This is a genomic window from Sphingomonas sp., from assembly GCF_036387535.1.
Lineage (GTDB): Bacteria > Pseudomonadota > Alphaproteobacteria > Sphingomonadales > Sphingomonadaceae > Sphingomonas_R.
In genome coordinates this window covers 35,489-51,871 of record NZ_DASVTO010000069.1, presented here as the reverse complement: position 1 = coordinate 51,871, position 16,383 = coordinate 35,489, and the positions used below count along the sequence as shown (strand labels likewise).

20 protein-coding genes, 1 tRNA gene, 1 other RNA gene and 2 pseudogenes are annotated in these 16,383 nt (G+C 66.5%); 12 read left to right on the top strand and 12 right to left on the bottom strand.

The genetic code is table 11. The features are described from left to right. A pseudogene (locus VF649_RS06220) lies at window positions 1-128 on the top strand (IS5/IS1182 family transposase); the annotation flags it as partial. Window positions 129-380: 252 nt separating this feature from the next. Here the strand turns inward: VF649_RS06220 and VF649_RS06215 are convergent. Together VF649_RS06215 and VF649_RS06210 are read right to left on the bottom strand one after the other, a co-directional pair. Beyond that, window positions 381-1,577, bottom strand: a complete 1,197-nt coding sequence (locus VF649_RS06215; RefSeq protein WP_331011090.1) for a hypothetical protein — start codon at window positions 1,575-1,577, stop codon at window positions 381-383. Between the two features lie 196 nt (window positions 1,578-1,773). Beyond that, window positions 1,774-1,850: transfer RNA gene (locus VF649_RS06210), tRNA-Pro, on the bottom strand. 234 nt (window positions 1,851-2,084) lie between these two features. Here VF649_RS06210 and VF649_RS06205 point away from each other — a divergent pair. The 9 genes and pseudogenes from VF649_RS06205 to VF649_RS06165 all read left to right on the top strand — a co-directional run bounded on the left by VF649_RS06205 (window position 2,085) and on the right by VF649_RS06165 (window position 9,262). Then, window positions 2,085-4,418: a chemotaxis protein CheA gene (locus VF649_RS06205; protein ID WP_331011089.1), complete on the top strand. Its 2,334-nt coding sequence runs from the start codon at window positions 2,085-2,087 to the stop codon at window positions 4,416-4,418. Continuing rightward, complete coding sequence (locus tag VF649_RS06200) at window positions 4,418-4,855, top strand: chemotaxis protein CheW (protein ID WP_331011088.1); 438 nt, start codon at window positions 4,418-4,420, stop codon at window positions 4,853-4,855. The genes VF649_RS06205 and VF649_RS06200 overlap by 1 nt, the downstream gene beginning before the upstream one ends. A gap of 60 nt (window positions 4,856-4,915) precedes the next feature. Next, window positions 4,916-5,281 carry a response regulator gene (locus VF649_RS06195; protein ID WP_331011087.1) on the top strand — a complete coding sequence of 122 codons (366 nt, stop codon included), beginning with the start codon at window positions 4,916-4,918 and terminating at the stop codon, window positions 5,279-5,281. 23 nt (window positions 5,282-5,304) lie between these two features. Then, on the top strand, window positions 5,305-6,420 hold the full coding sequence (locus VF649_RS06190; RefSeq protein ID WP_331011086.1) for a chemotaxis protein CheB: 1,116 nt from the start codon (window positions 5,305-5,307) through the stop codon (window positions 6,418-6,420). Then, window positions 6,411-7,172 (top strand): annotated as a pseudogene (locus VF649_RS06185) (CheR family methyltransferase); the annotation flags it as partial. The gene VF649_RS06190 and the pseudogene VF649_RS06185, both read left to right, overlap by 10 nt. Before the next feature lie 119 nt (window positions 7,173-7,291). Next, on the top strand, window positions 7,292-7,987 hold the full coding sequence (locus VF649_RS06180) for an N-acetylmuramoyl-L-alanine amidase (RefSeq protein ID WP_331011085.1): 696 nt from the start codon (window positions 7,292-7,294) through the stop codon (window positions 7,985-7,987). A gap of 8 nt (window positions 7,988-7,995) precedes the next feature. After that, window positions 7,996-8,365: RNase P RNA component class A (gene rnpB / locus VF649_RS06175), an RNA gene on the top strand. Between the two features lie 52 nt (window positions 8,366-8,417). Continuing rightward, window positions 8,418-8,960 (top strand): J domain-containing protein, encoded by a 543-nt coding sequence (locus VF649_RS06170; RefSeq protein WP_331011084.1) that lies wholly within the window; start codon window positions 8,418-8,420, stop codon window positions 8,958-8,960. After that, a complete protein-coding gene (locus VF649_RS06165) occupies window positions 8,957-9,262 on the top strand; it encodes a hypothetical protein (RefSeq protein WP_331011083.1) in 306 nt (101 codons plus the stop codon). Before VF649_RS06170 ends, VF649_RS06165 begins: the two co-directional genes overlap by 4 nt. 10 nt (window positions 9,263-9,272) lie before the next feature. On the opposite strand, the gene VF649_RS06160 is transcribed toward VF649_RS06165, so the two are convergent. The 7 genes from VF649_RS06160 to VF649_RS06130 are packed head-to-tail and all read right to left on the bottom strand — an operon-like array spanning window position 9,273 to window position 11,838. Then, the gene (locus VF649_RS06160; RefSeq protein WP_331011082.1) at window positions 9,273-9,689 is read right to left on the bottom strand and encodes a SufE family protein; all 417 of its coding nucleotides are present in this window, start codon (window positions 9,687-9,689) and stop codon (window positions 9,273-9,275) included. A gap of 25 nt (window positions 9,690-9,714) precedes the next feature. After that, window positions 9,715-9,948, bottom strand: coding sequence for a hypothetical protein (locus VF649_RS06155; RefSeq protein WP_331011081.1), 234 nt, complete (start codon window positions 9,946-9,948; stop codon window positions 9,715-9,717). 30 nt (window positions 9,949-9,978) lie between these two features. Beyond that, complete coding sequence (locus VF649_RS06150; protein ID WP_331011080.1) at window positions 9,979-10,230, bottom strand: hypothetical protein; 252 nt, start codon at window positions 10,228-10,230, stop codon at window positions 9,979-9,981. Window positions 10,231-10,274: 44 nt separating this feature from the next. After that, window positions 10,275-10,658 (bottom strand): envelope stress response membrane protein PspC, encoded by a 384-nt coding sequence (pspC, locus tag VF649_RS06145; RefSeq protein WP_331011079.1) that lies wholly within the window; start codon window positions 10,656-10,658, stop codon window positions 10,275-10,277. A gap of 35 nt (window positions 10,659-10,693) precedes the next feature. Continuing rightward, complete coding sequence (gene pspB / locus VF649_RS06140; RefSeq protein ID WP_331011078.1) at window positions 10,694-10,999, bottom strand: envelope stress response membrane protein PspB; 306 nt, start codon at window positions 10,997-10,999, stop codon at window positions 10,694-10,696. A gap of 4 nt (window positions 11,000-11,003) precedes the next feature. Continuing rightward, a complete protein-coding gene (gene pspA, locus VF649_RS06135; RefSeq protein ID WP_331011077.1) occupies window positions 11,004-11,675 on the bottom strand; it encodes a phage shock protein PspA in 672 nt (223 codons plus the stop codon). Between the two features lie 25 nt (window positions 11,676-11,700). Then, entirely contained in the window at window positions 11,701-11,838 is a 138-nt protein-coding gene (locus VF649_RS06130; RefSeq protein WP_331011076.1) for a hypothetical protein, read from the bottom strand. Window positions 11,839-12,018: 180 nt separating this feature from the next. Here VF649_RS06130 and pspF point away from each other — a divergent pair, with 180 nt between their 5' ends. Next, a complete protein-coding gene (pspF, locus tag VF649_RS06125; RefSeq protein WP_331011075.1) occupies window positions 12,019-13,053 on the top strand; it encodes a phage shock protein operon transcriptional activator in 1,035 nt (344 codons plus the stop codon). 84 nt (window positions 13,054-13,137) lie between these two features. Continuing rightward, window positions 13,138-13,749, top strand: a complete 612-nt coding sequence (locus VF649_RS06120; RefSeq protein WP_331011074.1) for a superoxide dismutase — start codon at window positions 13,138-13,140, stop codon at window positions 13,747-13,749. A 229-nt stretch (window positions 13,750-13,978) separates the two neighbouring features. On the opposite strand, the gene VF649_RS06115 is transcribed toward VF649_RS06120, so the two are convergent. The 3 genes from VF649_RS06115 to dapF are packed head-to-tail and all read right to left on the bottom strand — an operon-like array spanning window position 13,979 to window position 16,361. Continuing rightward, a complete protein-coding gene (locus VF649_RS06115) occupies window positions 13,979-14,608 on the bottom strand; it encodes a septation protein A (RefSeq protein WP_331011073.1) in 630 nt (209 codons plus the stop codon). Next, window positions 14,605-15,555 (bottom strand): signal recognition particle-docking protein FtsY, encoded by a 951-nt coding sequence (ftsY, locus tag VF649_RS06110; protein WP_331011072.1) that lies wholly within the window; start codon window positions 15,553-15,555, stop codon window positions 14,605-14,607. Before ftsY ends, VF649_RS06115 begins: the two co-directional genes overlap by 4 nt. Next, window positions 15,552-16,361: a diaminopimelate epimerase gene (dapF, locus tag VF649_RS06105; protein ID WP_331011071.1), complete on the bottom strand. Its 810-nt coding sequence runs from the start codon at window positions 16,359-16,361 to the stop codon at window positions 15,552-15,554. The genes ftsY and dapF overlap by 4 nt, the downstream gene beginning before the upstream one ends. Between the last annotated feature and the right edge of the window lie 22 nt (window positions 16,362-16,383).

Here is a 16,383-nt window from a genome sequence, read left to right as displayed (position 1 = left end):
GTCACCTGATCGAGAACGCCTTCTGCCGCCTGAAGGACTTCCGCCGCGTCGCCACCCGTTACGACAAGCTCGCCGCCAACTTCCTATCAGCCGTCGCCCTCGCAACGGCTGTGGCATTCTGGCTCTGAATGAGTCTGAACCCTAGTCGAGGAATCCCAGTCGAATCAGTTCAGCATGGATGGGGAGCTTACGATTGCGGGCACCGCGCTTCTCACCAGCCATTTCGCCATCGCGCCCGCGGGTCAGGTTGTCGCGAATGTGAAAACGCGGGACGGCGTGGTTCGTGATGACGTCGGCGACCTCAAGCCAGGCGGTCTCCTCCCGGCAGCTATGATGGTAAACCAGAGCAGCGGCAGGAAGTAGGCGGCGTCGTGCCAAACCTAGCGACCAAGTCCATCGTCGCGCAGGCGTTTTAGCGCGCCGCCGCGGCCCGTGTAGATCGGAGAGCGGAAGAGGTGCTCCAGATGCGCAGTCGTCCAAGGCGGGCGGGTGTCCATATTGGGATCGACCTTGATCGCGACGCGCCCGGCACCGAAATCCATCACTGTCGCACCTGGGATCCGCGGCTTCCACGCCGTTGTAGCTAGATGCTTGGCCACCGTCGCCATAGTCGACAGGTCACGGTTGGTCGTCTTGGGGTTGCGCCGATCGGCGGGGGCAACCGGCGGCAGTTCGGCGATCACCTCTGCGAACGGGCGCGACATCGCGCCCGCTGTCAGCGAGCCGCAGTAAAAGCGGGCGGGCAGTTTCTGGATACCCTTTTTGAAATCTGCAGCATCAAGGTGGGTGTAAGCGCCGAGTGGCTTGTCGCCCGTGACCCAGGCGAATGTTTCCATGATGCGGCGCTGCTGCCTCAGGTCGCCGTTCCAGATACCGTCATTTTTCAGGTCGGTAAGTATGTCGTCGATCGCTGCGCTGAACGGACGTGGGTCATAGACCTGAAACTGACTGTCGATCGGCGGCGTGATGGGAACGACCACTGGTTCGATGGCAGTCAGCTTGGGCAACGGGGGTGGACCAAGGTCGGCCATCAGCGCAGCGATGGGATCGGCTGCGTCCATGATGTCATCGTCGAAGATGCGCTGGACCCGCGTGCAGGCGCCTGCCGCAGCCCGGATCAGGTGTGTCCGGGCGACGGCAATGGTTTGGGCGTGAACAGGTGCGCCGATTGCCTCGAGGCGCTTCGCGACCACATCATCGGTCAGCACATCGCGGATCTGCCGTGCGTAGTCCTCGATTGCCGGGATGTCGGCACCAAGCCCGCGTCGCGTCAATTCGGCCCGGTCCTGATCAGTCAGCCCGATATGACGGTCGGGGCGGCGGATTATCCCGTATGCTTCGGCTTCCTGCGCTGCGACCTCGGGCACGGACGATGACCAGGACGCATTTTCATACGCACTATGGACGTAGGCCGCGAGTTCGCCTTCAAGCGCGGCGCGAAAGAGCGCCTCGATCTCGGGTCCGGTCAGGCGTGGTCCGTCTTCCAGCATCGTACCCACGCTCGACTTTACCCGCACGAAGCGCGCCGACAGGATCGCCGCGCGGGTGCGCGCGACCTTTCGTTCGGCGGTGTCCAATGCTACCGATAGCGGAGTGGAGATAAGATTTCGGAAATGGACGCGGCGCCGGAAGGTGTATCGGCCGGCACGGCGATGGGCATGGGGGATGTTGCACACAGGGGTCTTAGCCTTTTCCGCGTGTGCTACAGCTCTGTGCACAGACCAGAATAGAACACACGCAAAGTGGCGGAAATCCGTCGCTTTCGCGATAAAGTGGTCGGGGAGACAGGATTCGAACCTGCGACCCTCTGGTCCCAAACCAGATGCGCTACCAGGCTGCGCCACTCCCCGAACGATGTGCCTTTGCCGTGATCCTGGGCTGTTGGCAAGGCGAAGCTGCGCGTGATCGCGAAAGACGTGCGGATGCGGGCATGGTGTTCATCACCATGATGCGTCGGCGGTGGCCGACATGCTGTCCTGAGGCGTGCGGGATCGGGGGTGGCGGCTTGCGGGATCGTGCAGGATAACACGCCCTTAACCATCGTCGTGCAAAGCCCGGCCAATGGGCATCATGACGGACATGGCATGGACGAACTGCTGAACGATTTCGTGGCGGAGACGCGCGAAACGGCGGAGGCGATCGCCGAGGAGATCGTGCTGTGGGAGGCCGATCCGACCGATCATGCCCGGTTGGACAGCATATTTCGCTTCGTTCACACGGTGAAAGGAAGCTGCGGGTTCCTGGATCTGCCGCGGCTGGAGCGCCTGAGCCATGCCGCCGAGGATGCGCTGGCGGCGGTGCGTTCGGGTATGCGGACGCCGGATGCCAGGCTGGTGACGGCGGTGTTGGCGATCATGGACCGCATCGGCATGCTGGTCGATGCGATCGAGACCGGGGCCAGCATTTCCGACCATGACGATCCCGCGCTGATCGCGGCCCTGTCGGAACGATCCGATGCGACCGGCGCCGATGAAGCCGAACAGATCGCGGAGACGCAGCCCAGTGCGGCGCCGCGTACGGTGGCGCGCAGCATCCGCGTGCCCGTCGAACTGCTCGACCGGATGATGGCGGGCATGTCCGACCTGGTGATGGCGCGCAACGAGGTATCGCGCAGCCTGCGCGGATCGGCCGAGGGCGATGCGGTCCTGAACGGGTTTGAACGCCTGTCGACCGCGATCGTCGAGATGCGCGAGACGATCACGCGGACGCGGATGGCGCGCGTCGATCATCTGTTTTCCGCGATGCCGCGCCTGATCCGCGATCTTTCGACCGAACTCGGCAAGCGCGTCGTGTTGCAGGTGGAGGGCGGCGACGTCGAGCTGGACCGCGAGATGATCGAGATGGTGCGCGATCCGCTGACGCATATCGTGCGCAATGCCGTGGATCACGGGATCGAGCCGCCGGCCGATCGCGTGCTGGCGGGCAAACCCGTTGCGGGCACGCTGCAGGTCGCCGCGCGGCAATCGGGCAACCAGATCCTGATCACCGTATCCGACGACGGACGCGGCATCGATCCCGCCCGGATCGTGGCGAAAGCGGTGGCGGTCGGGATCCTGACCGCGGTCGAAGCCGAGCGGATGGACGCGCAGACCGCGGTGGAGCTGATCTTCCGCCCCGGATTCAGCACCGCCGCGGCGGTCAGCGCGATATCCGGGCGCGGTGTCGGCATGGATGTGGTCCGCGCCAATGTCGAGCGGATCGGTGGTCAGGTATCGATCGAAAGCCGGCCGGGGCAGGGGCTGCGCGTCGTGATGCGCGTGCCGATGACGTTGACGATCATTCCGGCGCTGACGGTATCGGTCGGCGGACATCCCTTTGCCATTCCCCGGTCCGTGATCGAGGAGATCGTGCGATCCGCCGCCACATCGGTCCGGGTGGAACGGGGATGCGGGCTGACGACGGTGTCGATCCGGGGCGAACGCCTGCCGCTCGTAGCGCTGTCGGATGTGCTGGGTGCGCCGAAAACCGACGTCGATCCGGCGATCCTGGTCGTGTTGCGGCCGGGCAATGGCGGACGTTACGCGCTGGGCGTCGATGCCGCACATGATCATGAGGAATTGGTGGTGAAGCCCGCCGCACCGGCGGTGATGGCGATCGGCATCTATGGCGGCGTCACCATGCCGGATGACAATCGCCCGATGCTGTTGCTGGACGCCACCGGCATCGCCACGCGCGCCGCGATCGACACGACCGCGGTCGCGGACCGAACGAGCGCCGGGGCGGAGGCAGTGGCGGCGCCGACGATCCCGACGCTGCTGTTTCGCGACCTGGACGGAGCCGATCGGGCGATCCGCCTGAACGTGGTCGAGCGGATCGATGAAGTGTCGACGGAGCATTGCGCGCGCGCGGGTGGCGAATTGCGGTTGAACAGGGATGGGTTGGTCGTGCCGCTGCTGTCGGTGAACGGCCGGCTGGCGGAGCGGCCGAAGCAGCGGGTCCTGCGGATCGGGGACGGCGCGGACCAGCTGGGCTATGTCATCGATCAGGTGGTGGACATCGTGGAGCTGGCCGACATGATGGCCCCGGCGCCCGATCCGGGGCTGGTTGCCGGCGTGATCGTGGTCGGCGAGCGGCTGATGGAACTGGTCGATCCGTTCTGGATGTTCGCGGCGGTGGTGCGATCGCACATGCCGAAGGGCCAGTTGCCCGTCGCCTTGCTGGCGTCCGAAGATGATGGCTGGATGCGTCAGATCCTGCGCCCGATCGTGGAGGCGGCGGGATATCGGGTCGCCTTCGCCGGGGAGGCCGCGGCCGATGGCGCGCGGATCGTGATCGGCGACGGTACGCTTTCCGACGCGATCGGGGGCGAAGCGGTGCGATTGCGGCTGCGCAGCGAATCGAACGGCACGGACGGCATCTGGCGATATGATCGCACCGCGCTGGTCCAGGCACTGCACGCCGCACGAGGAGGGCGTTGATGGACCGTCTGATGCTGATCGTGCAGATGGCGGACGAGATCGTCGCCCTGCCGGCCGGGATGGTGGAATCGGTGGTGGAGATCGAGGCGATGAGCGCGATCCCGCTGGCGCCGCCGCATGTCGCCGGGTTGGCGGCACTGCGCAGCCGGGTCGTGACGATCATCAATCCCCGGTCCATGCTGGGACAGGGCGCCGCACTGGCCCCCCCGTTCTCGGCCGTCGTCGTTCCGATCGAGGGCCACCCCTATGGCATCGTCGTCGACGACGTGCTGGATGTGCTGCCGGCCGACGGCCCACCGTCGCCCACGAACGGCATGGCGTCGGCCGCCTGGGGCGCGTTGGCGGATGGCACGGTGGTGATCCAGGACCGCCAATATCTGCTGGTCGATCCGGCCCGGCTGGTGGCGGGTGCCGCCGTGCCGGCCCCGGCCCGTTAAGAGGATCGTTACACGATCCTCGCTACACCCCATCGTCATCCTTTTTCCAAAGGCAGTTTCATGAAGACGTGTCTCGTCGTCGACGACTCCAAGGTGATCCGGAAGGTCGCGCGCCACATTCTGGAGACCCTGGACTTCCGTGTGGAAGAGGCCGGCGACGGCCGCGAGGCCCTGGAACTGTGCACCGCATCGGTGCCCGACGTCGTCCTGCTCGACTGGAACATGCCGGTGATGAGCGGCATGGATTTCCTGAAGGCACTGGGCGTCAGCGGGATCACGCCGCGTCCGAAAGTGGTGTTCTGCACCACCGAAAACGGGATTGCCCACATCCGCGCCGCGATCGAGGCGGGCGCGGACGAATATGTGATGAAGCCGTTTGACCGCGACACGTTGCACAGCAAGCTCAGTCTGGTCGGCGTGGCCTGATCCCGTCGCGCCGGAGCTGTCCGATGCCTTTTTCCCCGAGCGGTCGCCCGGTTGGCGATGCCGACCCGCTGCGCGTCCTGATCGTCGACGACTCGATCGTCGCGCGAACGGTGTTCCAGCGCATGCTGACGGATCGTGCGGGTTTCGCCGTGTCGGGAATCGCGCGCGGCGCGGACCAGGCGCTCACGATGCTGGCCGATCTGGCGGTCGACGTGATCCTGCTGGACGTCGAGATGCCGGGCGTGGACGGATTGACGGCGCTGCCCGCGATCCTGGCGGCGGGCAAGGGTGCGCACGTCGTGATCGTGTCGTCCGCCTGCGCGGACGGGGCCGTCGCATCCGTCCAGGCGCTGGCACTGGGCGCGTCCGACACGCTTCTGAAACCCGCGGCGGGCGACCTGTCCAATGGATTTGGCGACCAGTTGGCCGATCGGCTGCGACGGCTGGGTCGATCGCGGCACGGCGCGCCGCTGGTGGCGCCGGCGGCGCGGGCGCAGGAACAGGCAAGCAGCGTTCGGACCGATCCGATCGGATGCATCGCGATCGGTGCGTCGACCGGTGGGTTGGTCGCCCTGGCCAGCTTCTTCGAAGGGCTGGGCCAACGCTGTGCGGTCCCGATCCTGGTGACGCAGCATCTGCCGAACGAATTCATGACCTATTTCGCGAATCAGCTGGCGGCCATGGCGGGCAGGCCCGCGATGGTCGCGAAAGCGGGGCAGCGGATCGGGACGGAGTGCATTCTGGTCGCGCCGGGAACCGCCCATCTGTCGCTGATCCGCGACCAGAACGGCGCGCGGATCACCTATGACCAGCGTCCGGCCGTGTCGGGATGTCAGCCCTCGGTCGATCCGATGCTGGACGCGGTGGCGGATCATTATGGCGGTGCGGGCATCGGCGTGATCCTGAGCGGGATGGGGCGTGACGGCATGTTGGGCGCGGGCCGGCTGGCCGCCGCCGGCGGCGAGGTTCTGGCGCAGGATGCCACGACCGCGACCGTATGGGGGATGCCGGGGGCGGTCGCACGCGCCGGAATTGCGACGACGGTCCTGCCGCCGGCGGCGCTCGGCCGCCGGATCGCGGCACGATATGATGCATCCGTTGCGGCGATGCAGGCCATGGGAGCGGCAGTATGGAGATGAACCCGGCCAGCGCGCGGATCTTCGCCAGCGTTCTGGAGCAGCAGACCGGACAGACATTGTCGGATGGCCGCAACTGGCGACTGGACGTGGCGCTGGACATCATCGGCCGGACCCATGGCCTGGGCAATGCGGACGCGGTGGCGGCGGCGCTGACCACCGGTCGCGATCCCGGCCTTGCCGACGCGGTGGTCGAGGCGTTGCTGAACCACGAAACCAGCTTTTTCCGGGATGCCAACGTCTTTCGCCTGCTGTTCGACAAGGCGCTGCCGCTGCTGATCGCGGGGCGGCCGAACCGGACGTTGCGGATCTGGTCCGCCGGCTGTTCTACGGGGCAGGAAACCTATTCGATCGCCATGGCGCTGTGCGAATCGCCGGCGCTGGATGGCTGGAAGATCGATATTCACGGCACCGACGTGTCGCCCACCGCCGTCGCGCAGGCGCGGCGCGGCGTCTATTCGCAGTTCGAGATCCAGCGCGGTCTGCCGATCCGGCAATTGCTGCGCTGGTTCGACGGCACCGACGACATCTGGACGGTGAAGGATGAATTGCGGCGGCGCGTGCGGTTCGAGCGGCTCAATCTGCTCAATCCACCGCCGACGGCGCGCCGGTTCGATATTGTGCTGTGCCGCAACGTGCTGTTCTACTTCAACCCGGACGTACGGCGGCGGGCGTTCGACCGCCTGGCAGACGCGGTTGCTGCCGACGGCGTGCTGTTGCTGGGGGCGGGCGAAACCGCGATCGGCCAGACCGATCGGTTCGCGTCCGATCCGGTCGACCGCGGGCTTTATCGACCGGTGGCCACCCGAACCGCTTGTCGGACAGCCAGGATGGCGGTGCAAGGAGCCGGTCCATCCTTCACCCCGGCGAGGCCATGCCAGAACCGATCGCGCGACCATCGCCCAATTTCGACGCGCGCACGCTGCCGGTGTCGATGCTGGTGCTGCACTATACCGGCATGGCCGATGGCGCATCGGCGATCGAACGGCTGTGCGATCCCGAGGCGAAGGTGTCCGCTCACTATGTCGTCGATGAGGATGGCAGTCTGTACGCCCTGGTCGATGAGGCCGATCGTGCCTGGCATGCGGGCCGATCGCACTGGCGCGGGATCGATGACGTCAATTCGGCCAGCGTCGGGATCGAGATCGTCAATCCCGGCCATGAATGGGGATATCGCCCGTTTCCGGAGGTGCAGATGGCGGCGCTGTTGCCGCTGGTTGCGGCGATCGTGGCACGACACGGGATCCCGCCGGTGAATGTCGTCGGCCATTCCGATATCGCGCCCGCCCGCAAGCAGGACCCGGGCGAACTGTTCGACTGGGGCCGGCTGGCGCGGCATCGGCTTGCGATCCCGCGCCCGAAGCTGGCGTTTCGGGACCCGCACTGGACCCCGGGCGGGTTTCTGGTGGCGCTGGAACGTTTCGGATATGATGTGGCGGACGGCCCGGCGGCGGTGCGTGCGTTCCAGCGGCGGTTCCGGCCCGAGACGATCGACGGGATCGCGGACGGCGAATGTCGCGCGATCCTGCTCGCACTGCTGCTGGACAGCGGCGCCGCGCTGCCGCAATAGCGGCGCCGTCAGAGGGCCGGGCGGCCGCCGGCGCGAGCGATCGTGCGGGAGGAAAGTCCGGGCTCCAAGGAGCAACGGTGCCGGGTAACGCCCGGCGAGAGCGATCTTAGGGACAGTGCCACAGAAAACAAACCGCCCGCGCTTCGGCCGGGTCAGGGCGAAACGGTGCGGTAAGAGCGCACCGCGGACCGGGTAACCGGAACGGCACGGCAAACCCCACCGGGAGCAAGACCGAATAGGGACGGCATATGGGCTGCTTCGCCCCGTCGTCCGGGTTGGTCGCTGGAGGCCGCGGGCAACCGCGGTCCTAGAGGAATGGTCGCCCATCCCGTCATTTCGGCGGGTGGACAGAACCCGGCTTACAGGCCCTCTGACAATTAAATCGGGCTCGGCCATGGTGGTGGAGCGGATGCGCGCCTAGGTTGCGGATATGGCAGGCACGTCACGATCGAACGACTGGGGTTTTCCGCGCTGGCGCAGCTATGGCGGCGAGCGCGCGGCGACGCAGGTGCGGATGTGCGACCGGGACGGATGCGGCAAGCCCGGCGACCGGCCCGCACCGAAATCACCGAACAGCCCGGAACGCTGGTATTTCTGCGAAGAGCATGCCGGCGAATATAATCGGGGCTGGAATTATTTCGAGGGATTGTCGGCGGAGGAAGCGGCCGCGCGCGAGGCGGCGGAGCGGGGCACGGCGTCCGGCTATGCCGAGGCGTCGCATTATGGCTGGGGCGGATCCGGCGACGGCAGCCGATCGCGCGACGAACTGCGCGCGCTGGAGGTGCTGGGGCTGGACCCCGATGTCCAGGCGGATGCGGTGAAGGTTGCGTGGCGGCGACTGGCGAAGGCGAACCATCCCGACGTCAACCCGAACGACCCCGCCGCCGCCGAGCGGTTCCAGGCGGTCCAGACCGCCTATGAGGTCCTGCGCGCGGCCGACGAGCGGCGGGAGCAGGCGCAGAAGCGCCGGTGAAGAACCGGGTCCGCGCCGAGTGGGGCCAGGTGGTGCTGGTCTGCCGCAAATGTTCGAAGAAGCTGGATGGCGGGTTCGGACCGGGCGGTCGTCAATCGCTGGCCAAGGTGCTGCGCGCGGCGCTGGGCGGCGGGAAGGGCCGCAAGGCCGCCGCCGGTGTCGTGGAGGTCGGATGCCTGAAGATCTGCCCCAAGCGCGCGGTCGTCGTCGTGGACGCCGCGCGCCCGCGGGAGTGGTTGCTGATCCCGGCCGGCACGGCAACCGAGGCGGTCGTGGCGTCCCTGGCCTCCGACTGGAGATGACGGGTGAGGATCAGGGCGCCCGGTAGCGCTGGGCGGTTTCCTGGATCAGCGCGATCATGTTGGGAATGCCCTGCGTCCGGTTCGAGCTGAGTTGGCGGCTGAGATCGAACGGCGCCAGTTCGGCCGGGATATCGGTCCGCAGGATCGCGGCGGCGGGGCGGTCCTGCACGGTCAGCAGCACCAGCGCGATGATCCCCTTGGTAATGGCGGCGTTCGAGTCCGCCAGAAAGTGCAGAACGCCGTCACGGTCGGTGGGATAGACCCAGACCGAGGCCGAACAGCCGCGGACCAGCGTCGCATCCGTTTTCAACGCGTCCGGCATCGGTTCCAGCGCGCGACCGAGATCGATCAGCATGCGATAGCGATCATCGCCTTCGAGGAATTCATATTCCTCCAGCGCTTCGGACAGGTTGGCGGGTGCGGTCATGGTGGTGCGGGTAACAGGTCGCGCGCTACAGTTCCACACCGGCGGCGATTGCCTCCAGCTTGCGGATGCGTTCCTTGAGATCGGCCAGTTCGATGCGGGCGCCGGGGCTGGGGGCGGCAACGTCGCGACGGGTCTCGATTTCGATCCGGCGGAGGTCGAGCCAGCCGCGCCAGCCGGTCAGGGCGGCGTGGGTGGCGACGATCAGGCCGGCCAGCGCCGCGACGGCGGCAATGGCAAAGATGGAGGCTTCTGGGGTCATGGTCCGGCTCCTTTCAGCGGCCAGGCGGGGTCAGCGGTCCTTGAGGCGCAGCGCCTCGATCTCGCGGTCCAGTTTCGACGGACCGTCATTGTCGGTCGCGATCCGTTCCAGCACGGCGACGCGGTCGCGCAGGCGGCGAACCTCGTCCGCCATCAGCTGCGTGTCGACCTGGTTCTGCGGGGTCAGATCGGCATCGTCCGCATGCTTGCGATATTTCGCCCTGAAGACGCCGGCGATTGCCGTGATCGCGACGATGAGCACGACCATTTCGAACGGATTCATCAACTCTACTCCGGATGAGGATTGCTGGGGCGCGGACCGGCTGATCAGCGCAGCGCGTCGATTTCGTTGGCCAGGCGGGTATTCTGGCTGGTGACATGAGTTTCGATGTCGGCCAGGCGGCGGTCGATATCACGGAAGCGGCTGCGCACGTCGCGGACCGAGGCGCTGGGCTTGGCCCGTACCTGTTGCCAGAATTTCGCTTCCTGCGGGTCCGCGGCGTAGAATTCGCGCGGCTTGTCGTCGGCGACCCAGCCCAGCACGACATAGGCGGCGGGAAGCAGCGGGCCGAGCGCGAAGAAGGTCAGCAGCACCGCGCCCACCCGGATCAACGTGACGTCGATCCCGGTATAGTCGGCAAGGCCGGCGCAGACGCCCATCGCCTTCTTGTTGCGTTTGTCGAGGTAGAAGCTGGTGCGGCGGGCGGACATGATCGTCGTTCCTTCCTTGATGAATGCGGGGCCGTTCAATGGCGGTGGCGGGAGAGGGGGTCGCGGTCTTCGGTGCGATAGGCGCGTTCCGAGAGATCGCGGTCGGGCGCGGACTGGCTGGCGAGCCGATAATCCGGGTGGTCGGCGGCGATGATCCGTTCGATCGTCGCCAGCCGGTCGTCGAGCCGGCGCGCGGTCTCGTACAGGTCATCCATCAGGTTTTCGTCCTGGACGGTCAGCGTGCCCGACTGTTTCCAGCGCGTGATATAGTGGAAGACCAGCCAGGGCAGGCCGATGAAGAGCATGCCGACGATCAGGATCGGCAGGAGAACATCCTCCATCATCTCAGCTCTCCCGGGCTTGCTGGCGCGCCTTCAGCGCTTCCAGTTCGGCATCGACCGCATCGGAGGAGCGCAGTTCGGCGATTTCCTCTTCGAGGCTCTTGGGCGGCGCGCCCAGGCTGAGCGCGTCGGCGCGGCCTTCCGCCCAGTCGACGCGGCGTTCCAGCACCTCGAACCGAGAAAACGCATCCTCGGTCTTCTGGCCGGCATACATTTCGCGCATGCGGACGCGGTTGTTGGCGCTTTCCAGCCGGGCGGAGATCGCGTTCTGGCGGCTGCGCGCTTCGCGCAGCTTGGTCTGCAGCTTGGCGATGTCGCCTTCCGACGCCCGCAACGCGTCTTCCAGTACGTCGATTTCGGCCTGCAGCTGTTCCGACAGGTCGGTCGCCTTGCGCTTTTCGACCAGCGCCGCCTTGGCGAGGTCCTCGCGGCCTTTGGATAGCGCCAGCTCCGCCTTTTCGGTCCAGTTTTCCTGCACCTGGGCGAGCTTGCCGACCTGGCGCCGCATCTCCTTCTGATCGGCGATGGTGCGCGCGGCGGAGGCGCGGACCTCGACCAGCGTCTCTTCCATTTCGAGGATGATCATGCGGATCATCTTCGCCGGATCTTCGGCACGATCGAGCATGTCGGTCATGTTGGCGGCGATGATATCGCGGGTGCGGGAGAAAATTCCCATCGGATAAGGTCCTTACAAGGAGGGGTTAGTAGCGGAGCGCCGTTGCCGCCCCGGCCGTGTCGGCGGCGCGGGCCGGCCCGACCGCCGCGACGACACAGGTGGCGGAGAGCAGCAGCGCCCCAATGGAGGAAAGAATGACATGCTTGAGGTCGGAGTGGAACATGGTCGGTCTCCCTGAACCGGTGGTCTGATGTCCCGGTGCTCATGCCCGGTGATGACAGGGTATTTGCATGGAGCGTGCCAGTTGCCGAACATGGCGGGCCAGGCCGATTTTCCTGCGGCTGGGATGCCGTCCGGCAGGACGGGCTTGCGAACGGTTGGGAAATCTTGCCAATGTTTCGCCATGGAACGCACCAGCAGCTTCATCGGCGAGTCGTCGGTCTTCCTCGACATGGTGGAGCGCGCCAGCCGGGCGGCGGCGCTGGACCGGCCCGTGCTGGTGATCGGCGAGCGCGGTACCGGCAAGGAGCTGATCGCCGAACGCCTCCACCGCCTGTCGCAGCGCTGGTCCGGGCCGCTGGTGACGCTGAATTGCGCGGCCTTGCCCGAGACGCTGATCGAAGCCGAGCTGTTCGGGCACGACGCCGGAGCGTTTACCGGCGCGACCAAGGCGCGCGCCGGGCGGTTCGAGGAAGCGCATGGCGGGACGCTGTTCCTGGACGAACTGGCGACGCTCAGCATGGGCGCCCAGGAACGGCTGTTGCGCGCCGTGGAATATGGCGAGGTCAACCGGATCGGATCGAACCGGGCGATCCGTGTCGACGTGCGGATCGTGGCGGCGACCAACGAGCATCTGCCGGCGCTGTGCGAGGCCGGGCGGTTCCGGGCCGATCTGCTCGACCGGCTGTCGTTCGAGGTCATCACGCTGCCGCCGCTGCGCGCGCGGCAGGGGGACGTGCCGGTCCTGGCCGATCATTTCGCGCGGCGGATGGCGGCGGAACTGGGCTGGATCCGGTGGCCCGGGTTTTCGGAGGCGGGCACCGCGGCGCTGGTGACGCATCCCTGGCCCGGCAATGTCCGCGAACTGCGCAATGTGGTGGAGCGGGCGGTGTACCGCTGGGACGACCCCGAACGGCCGGTGGAGGTGGTGCAGTTCGATCCGTTCGCCTCCCCCTGGGCACCGGTCGGCAAGCCGGTCTGTTCGATCCCGAACAAGCATGGCGCCGAACCGACGGCTGCGTCCGCCGCGACGGCGCCCGCCCGGCCCGATCCGGACGCCGTCACCGACCTGCGCGCCGCGGTCGATGGCTATGAGCGGGCCGTGATCGAGGCGGCGATGGTGAAGCATCGTTTCAACCAGCGCGCCACGGCCAAGGCGTTGGGGCTGAGTTATGATCAGCTGCGCCACTGCCTGAAACGCCATGCGCTGCTGGGATAGTTACGGGCCCGATATTTTCCCGCACCCTTCCGGCTTTCCTTGCGTTAGGAAGCCCGAGACCGACACCATCCGAGGAGACAGATTATGGCGTTCGAACTTCCCCCGCTGCCCTATGACTATGCCGCGCTGGAACCGACGATCGACGCGGAAACGATGAAGCTGCATCATGACAAGCATCATCAGGCCTATACCGACAAGCTGAACGAGGCGGTCGCCGCCGACGACGCGCTGGGCGGCAAGTCGATCGAGGAGATCGTCGCCGGCATTTCCGCCTATCCGAAGGTGGTCCGCAACAATGGCGGCGGCTATTGGAACCACATCTTCTTCTGGGAAACGATGAAGCAGGGTGGCAGCCAGCCATCGGGCGCGCTGAAGGCCGCGATCGAAGAGACATTCGGGTCGATCGAGGATTTCAAGACCAAGTTCAACGCCGCGGGCGTCGGGCAGTTCGGATCGGGATGGGCCTGGCTGATCGTTGACGGCAACGGCGCATTGCAGATCACGTCGACGCCGAACCAGGACAATCCGCTGATGGACGTCGCGGAGGTGAAAGGCACGCCGATCATCGGCAACGACCTTTGGGAGCATGCCTATTACCTCAAGTACAACAACCGCCGGCCGGATTATCTGAAGGCATGGTGGGATGTGGTCGATTGGGACAAGGCCGAGGCACGCTACGCCGCCGCCAAGGGCTGATCGCGTCCTTTTCGGAAGGGAAAGGGGCAGGCCGCAAGGTCCGCCCCTTTTTTCATGCCTGGCGGGCATGCCTGTCTGGGGACCTGTCCAGCCACTATTTCCGTTCGGTTCGAGCCTGTCGAGAACCTGGCGAAGGGTTCTCGACAGGCTCGAACCGAACGGAGGTGGGGTGGTGCGGGCCGGGGCGGGCGGTAGCGGTTACCCGTACGCCGGATGAAAACCTCTACGCCTATCCCTGCGGCGGGATCGGCGGGTTCGATTCCGCCGTTTGCATGTCCAGGCCGTGCTTCATCAGCAGCGGGATGTTGGCGAGCGCGAAGATCAGTGTGGCGGGCATCGCGCCCCACAGCTTGTACCCCAGCCAGAAATCGGTGCTGCTGTTGCGCCATACGATCTCGTTCGCGATGGCGAGCGCCAGGAAGAACCAGGCCCAGTTCCGCGACAGCAGCGCCCAGCCATGGTCGCTGAGCCCCGGATAGGCCGCACCAAGCACCACCTTCAGCGTCGGCCGGTTGGTCCAGAGGCCGAAGAAGAGGATGCAGGCGACCATGACATAGTAGATGGTGGGCTTCAGCTTGATGAAGGTTTCGCTGTGCAGCCACAGCGTCAGCCCTCCGAACACCAGCACCATCACGCCGGAAATGGCGAGCATCGGCGAGATCTTGCCGTGGCGGATCTTGGCGAACAGCATCGCGGCGGCGGTGGCAATCATGAAGGCGAAGGTCGCGACGAAGATCCGTTGGATCGGCGGCACCGGCGCGAGCAGATTCGTCAGGAAAAACACAATCAAGGGGCCAAGATCGAGCGCAAGACCAACCAGCGGATTGCGTTCGGTCGCGGGGGAGGCGGGCGCGGTCATGCCGGGTTCCTGGACGAGGCGAGCGGTTCGACGCCCGCGATCGCGCGCGCGACCTCGTTCGGATCGAACGGACGGAGATCACCGATCGTTTCGCCGACGCCGATCGCGTGGATCGGCATGCCGTATTTCTCTGCCGCCGCGACCAGCACGCCACCCTTGGCACTGCCGTCGAGCTTCGTCATGACCAGGCCGGTGACGCCAGCGCTGGCGCTGAACACCTCGATCTGGCTGAGCGCATTCTGGCCGGTGGTGGCATCGAGTACCAGCAGTACGTCGTGCGGGGCAGCGGGGTTGAGGCGCCCCAGCACCCGGCGGATCTTGGACAGTTCGTCCATCAGCCCGGCCTTGTTCTGCAAGCGGCCGGCGGTGTCGACGATCAGCACGTCTGTGCCGCGCGCCGTGCCTTGCTTCACGCCTTCGAACACCAGGCTGGCGGCGTCGCCACCTTCCTTGCCGGCGATGATCGGCACGTTCAGCCGTTCGGCCCAGACCTTCAACTGCCCGATCGCGGCGGCGCGGAACGTGTCGCCCGCCACCAGCATCACCTCATAATCCTGTTCCTGGAGCAGGTGCGCGAGCTTGGCGATGGTGGTGGTCTTTCCGGAGCCGTTGACGCCGATCACCAATATGACCTGTGGCCGTGGAAAAGCCTCGATCTCCAGCGGCTTGGCCACGCGCGCGAGGATGGTCGCGATTTCGTCGGCAACGACCTGGCGGACGCCGGCCTCGTCCAGCCCGCGCTCATAGCGAGCATCACCCAGCGTTTCGCGGATCCGCGCGGCGGTGGCCGGGCCGAGATCGGAAGCGATCAGTGCCTCCTCGATATCGTCCAGCGTCTGACGGTCCAGCGTCGCCTTGGTGAACAGGCCGGACAGATTGTCGCCAAGCCGATCGGACGTGCGGCGAAACCCGCCGACCAGTTTCTCGTGCCAGCTGGGTTCGCTCATCCGTGAAAATCCTCAGTCAGCAAGCCGTCGAACACGCGGACGGCGGGGCCGGTCATCACCAGGCGACCGGCGCGATCGGCCAGGGTCAGCGTGCCACCCGGCAGGTCGATCCGAACGGTGGCATCCAAAAGCCCGCGCCGACGCCCGGCCGCGAAGGTGGCGCAGGCACCGGTGCCGCACGCGCGGGTCAGGCCGGAGCCACGTTCCCAGGTCCGCATGCGCAGATGATCGCGCGCGATGACCGTCGCGACGTTGACGTTGATCCGTTCGGGAAACAGTGGGTCGGTTTCGATCGTCGGGCCGAGCCGGTCGAGCGGAACCACGTCGACATCCGCGACGAAGAAAGCGAGGTGGGGGTTGCCGATCGACAGCGCGACCGGCCGTTCGAGCATGTCCCACCCGACCGGCAGCGCCCCGGTGTCCATCGCATAGGCGATCGGCACGGCGTCCCAGGCGAAATCGGGCACGCCCATGTCGACGGCGGCGCCGCCGTCATCCGACAGGCGCGCATCCAGCCGACCGGCGGCGGTGACCACCCGCACATCATGGCCGAGCAGGACGGGGACGCAGCGCGTCGCGTTGCCGCAGGCGGAAACCTCCGACCCGTCGGCGTTGAAGATGCGCATCGCGATGCTGTCGGGATCCGGGTGTTCCGACAGCAGGATCACCTGATCGCAACCGACGCCGGTGCGGCGATCGGCGATGGCACGGGCGCGGTCGGGATCGATCGCGACGGGGGTGGCACGCGCATCGATCACGACGAAATCATTGCCGAGGCCGTGCATCTTGGTGAAGCGGAGCGTCATCCAGCGCGATCTAGGTGCGGGG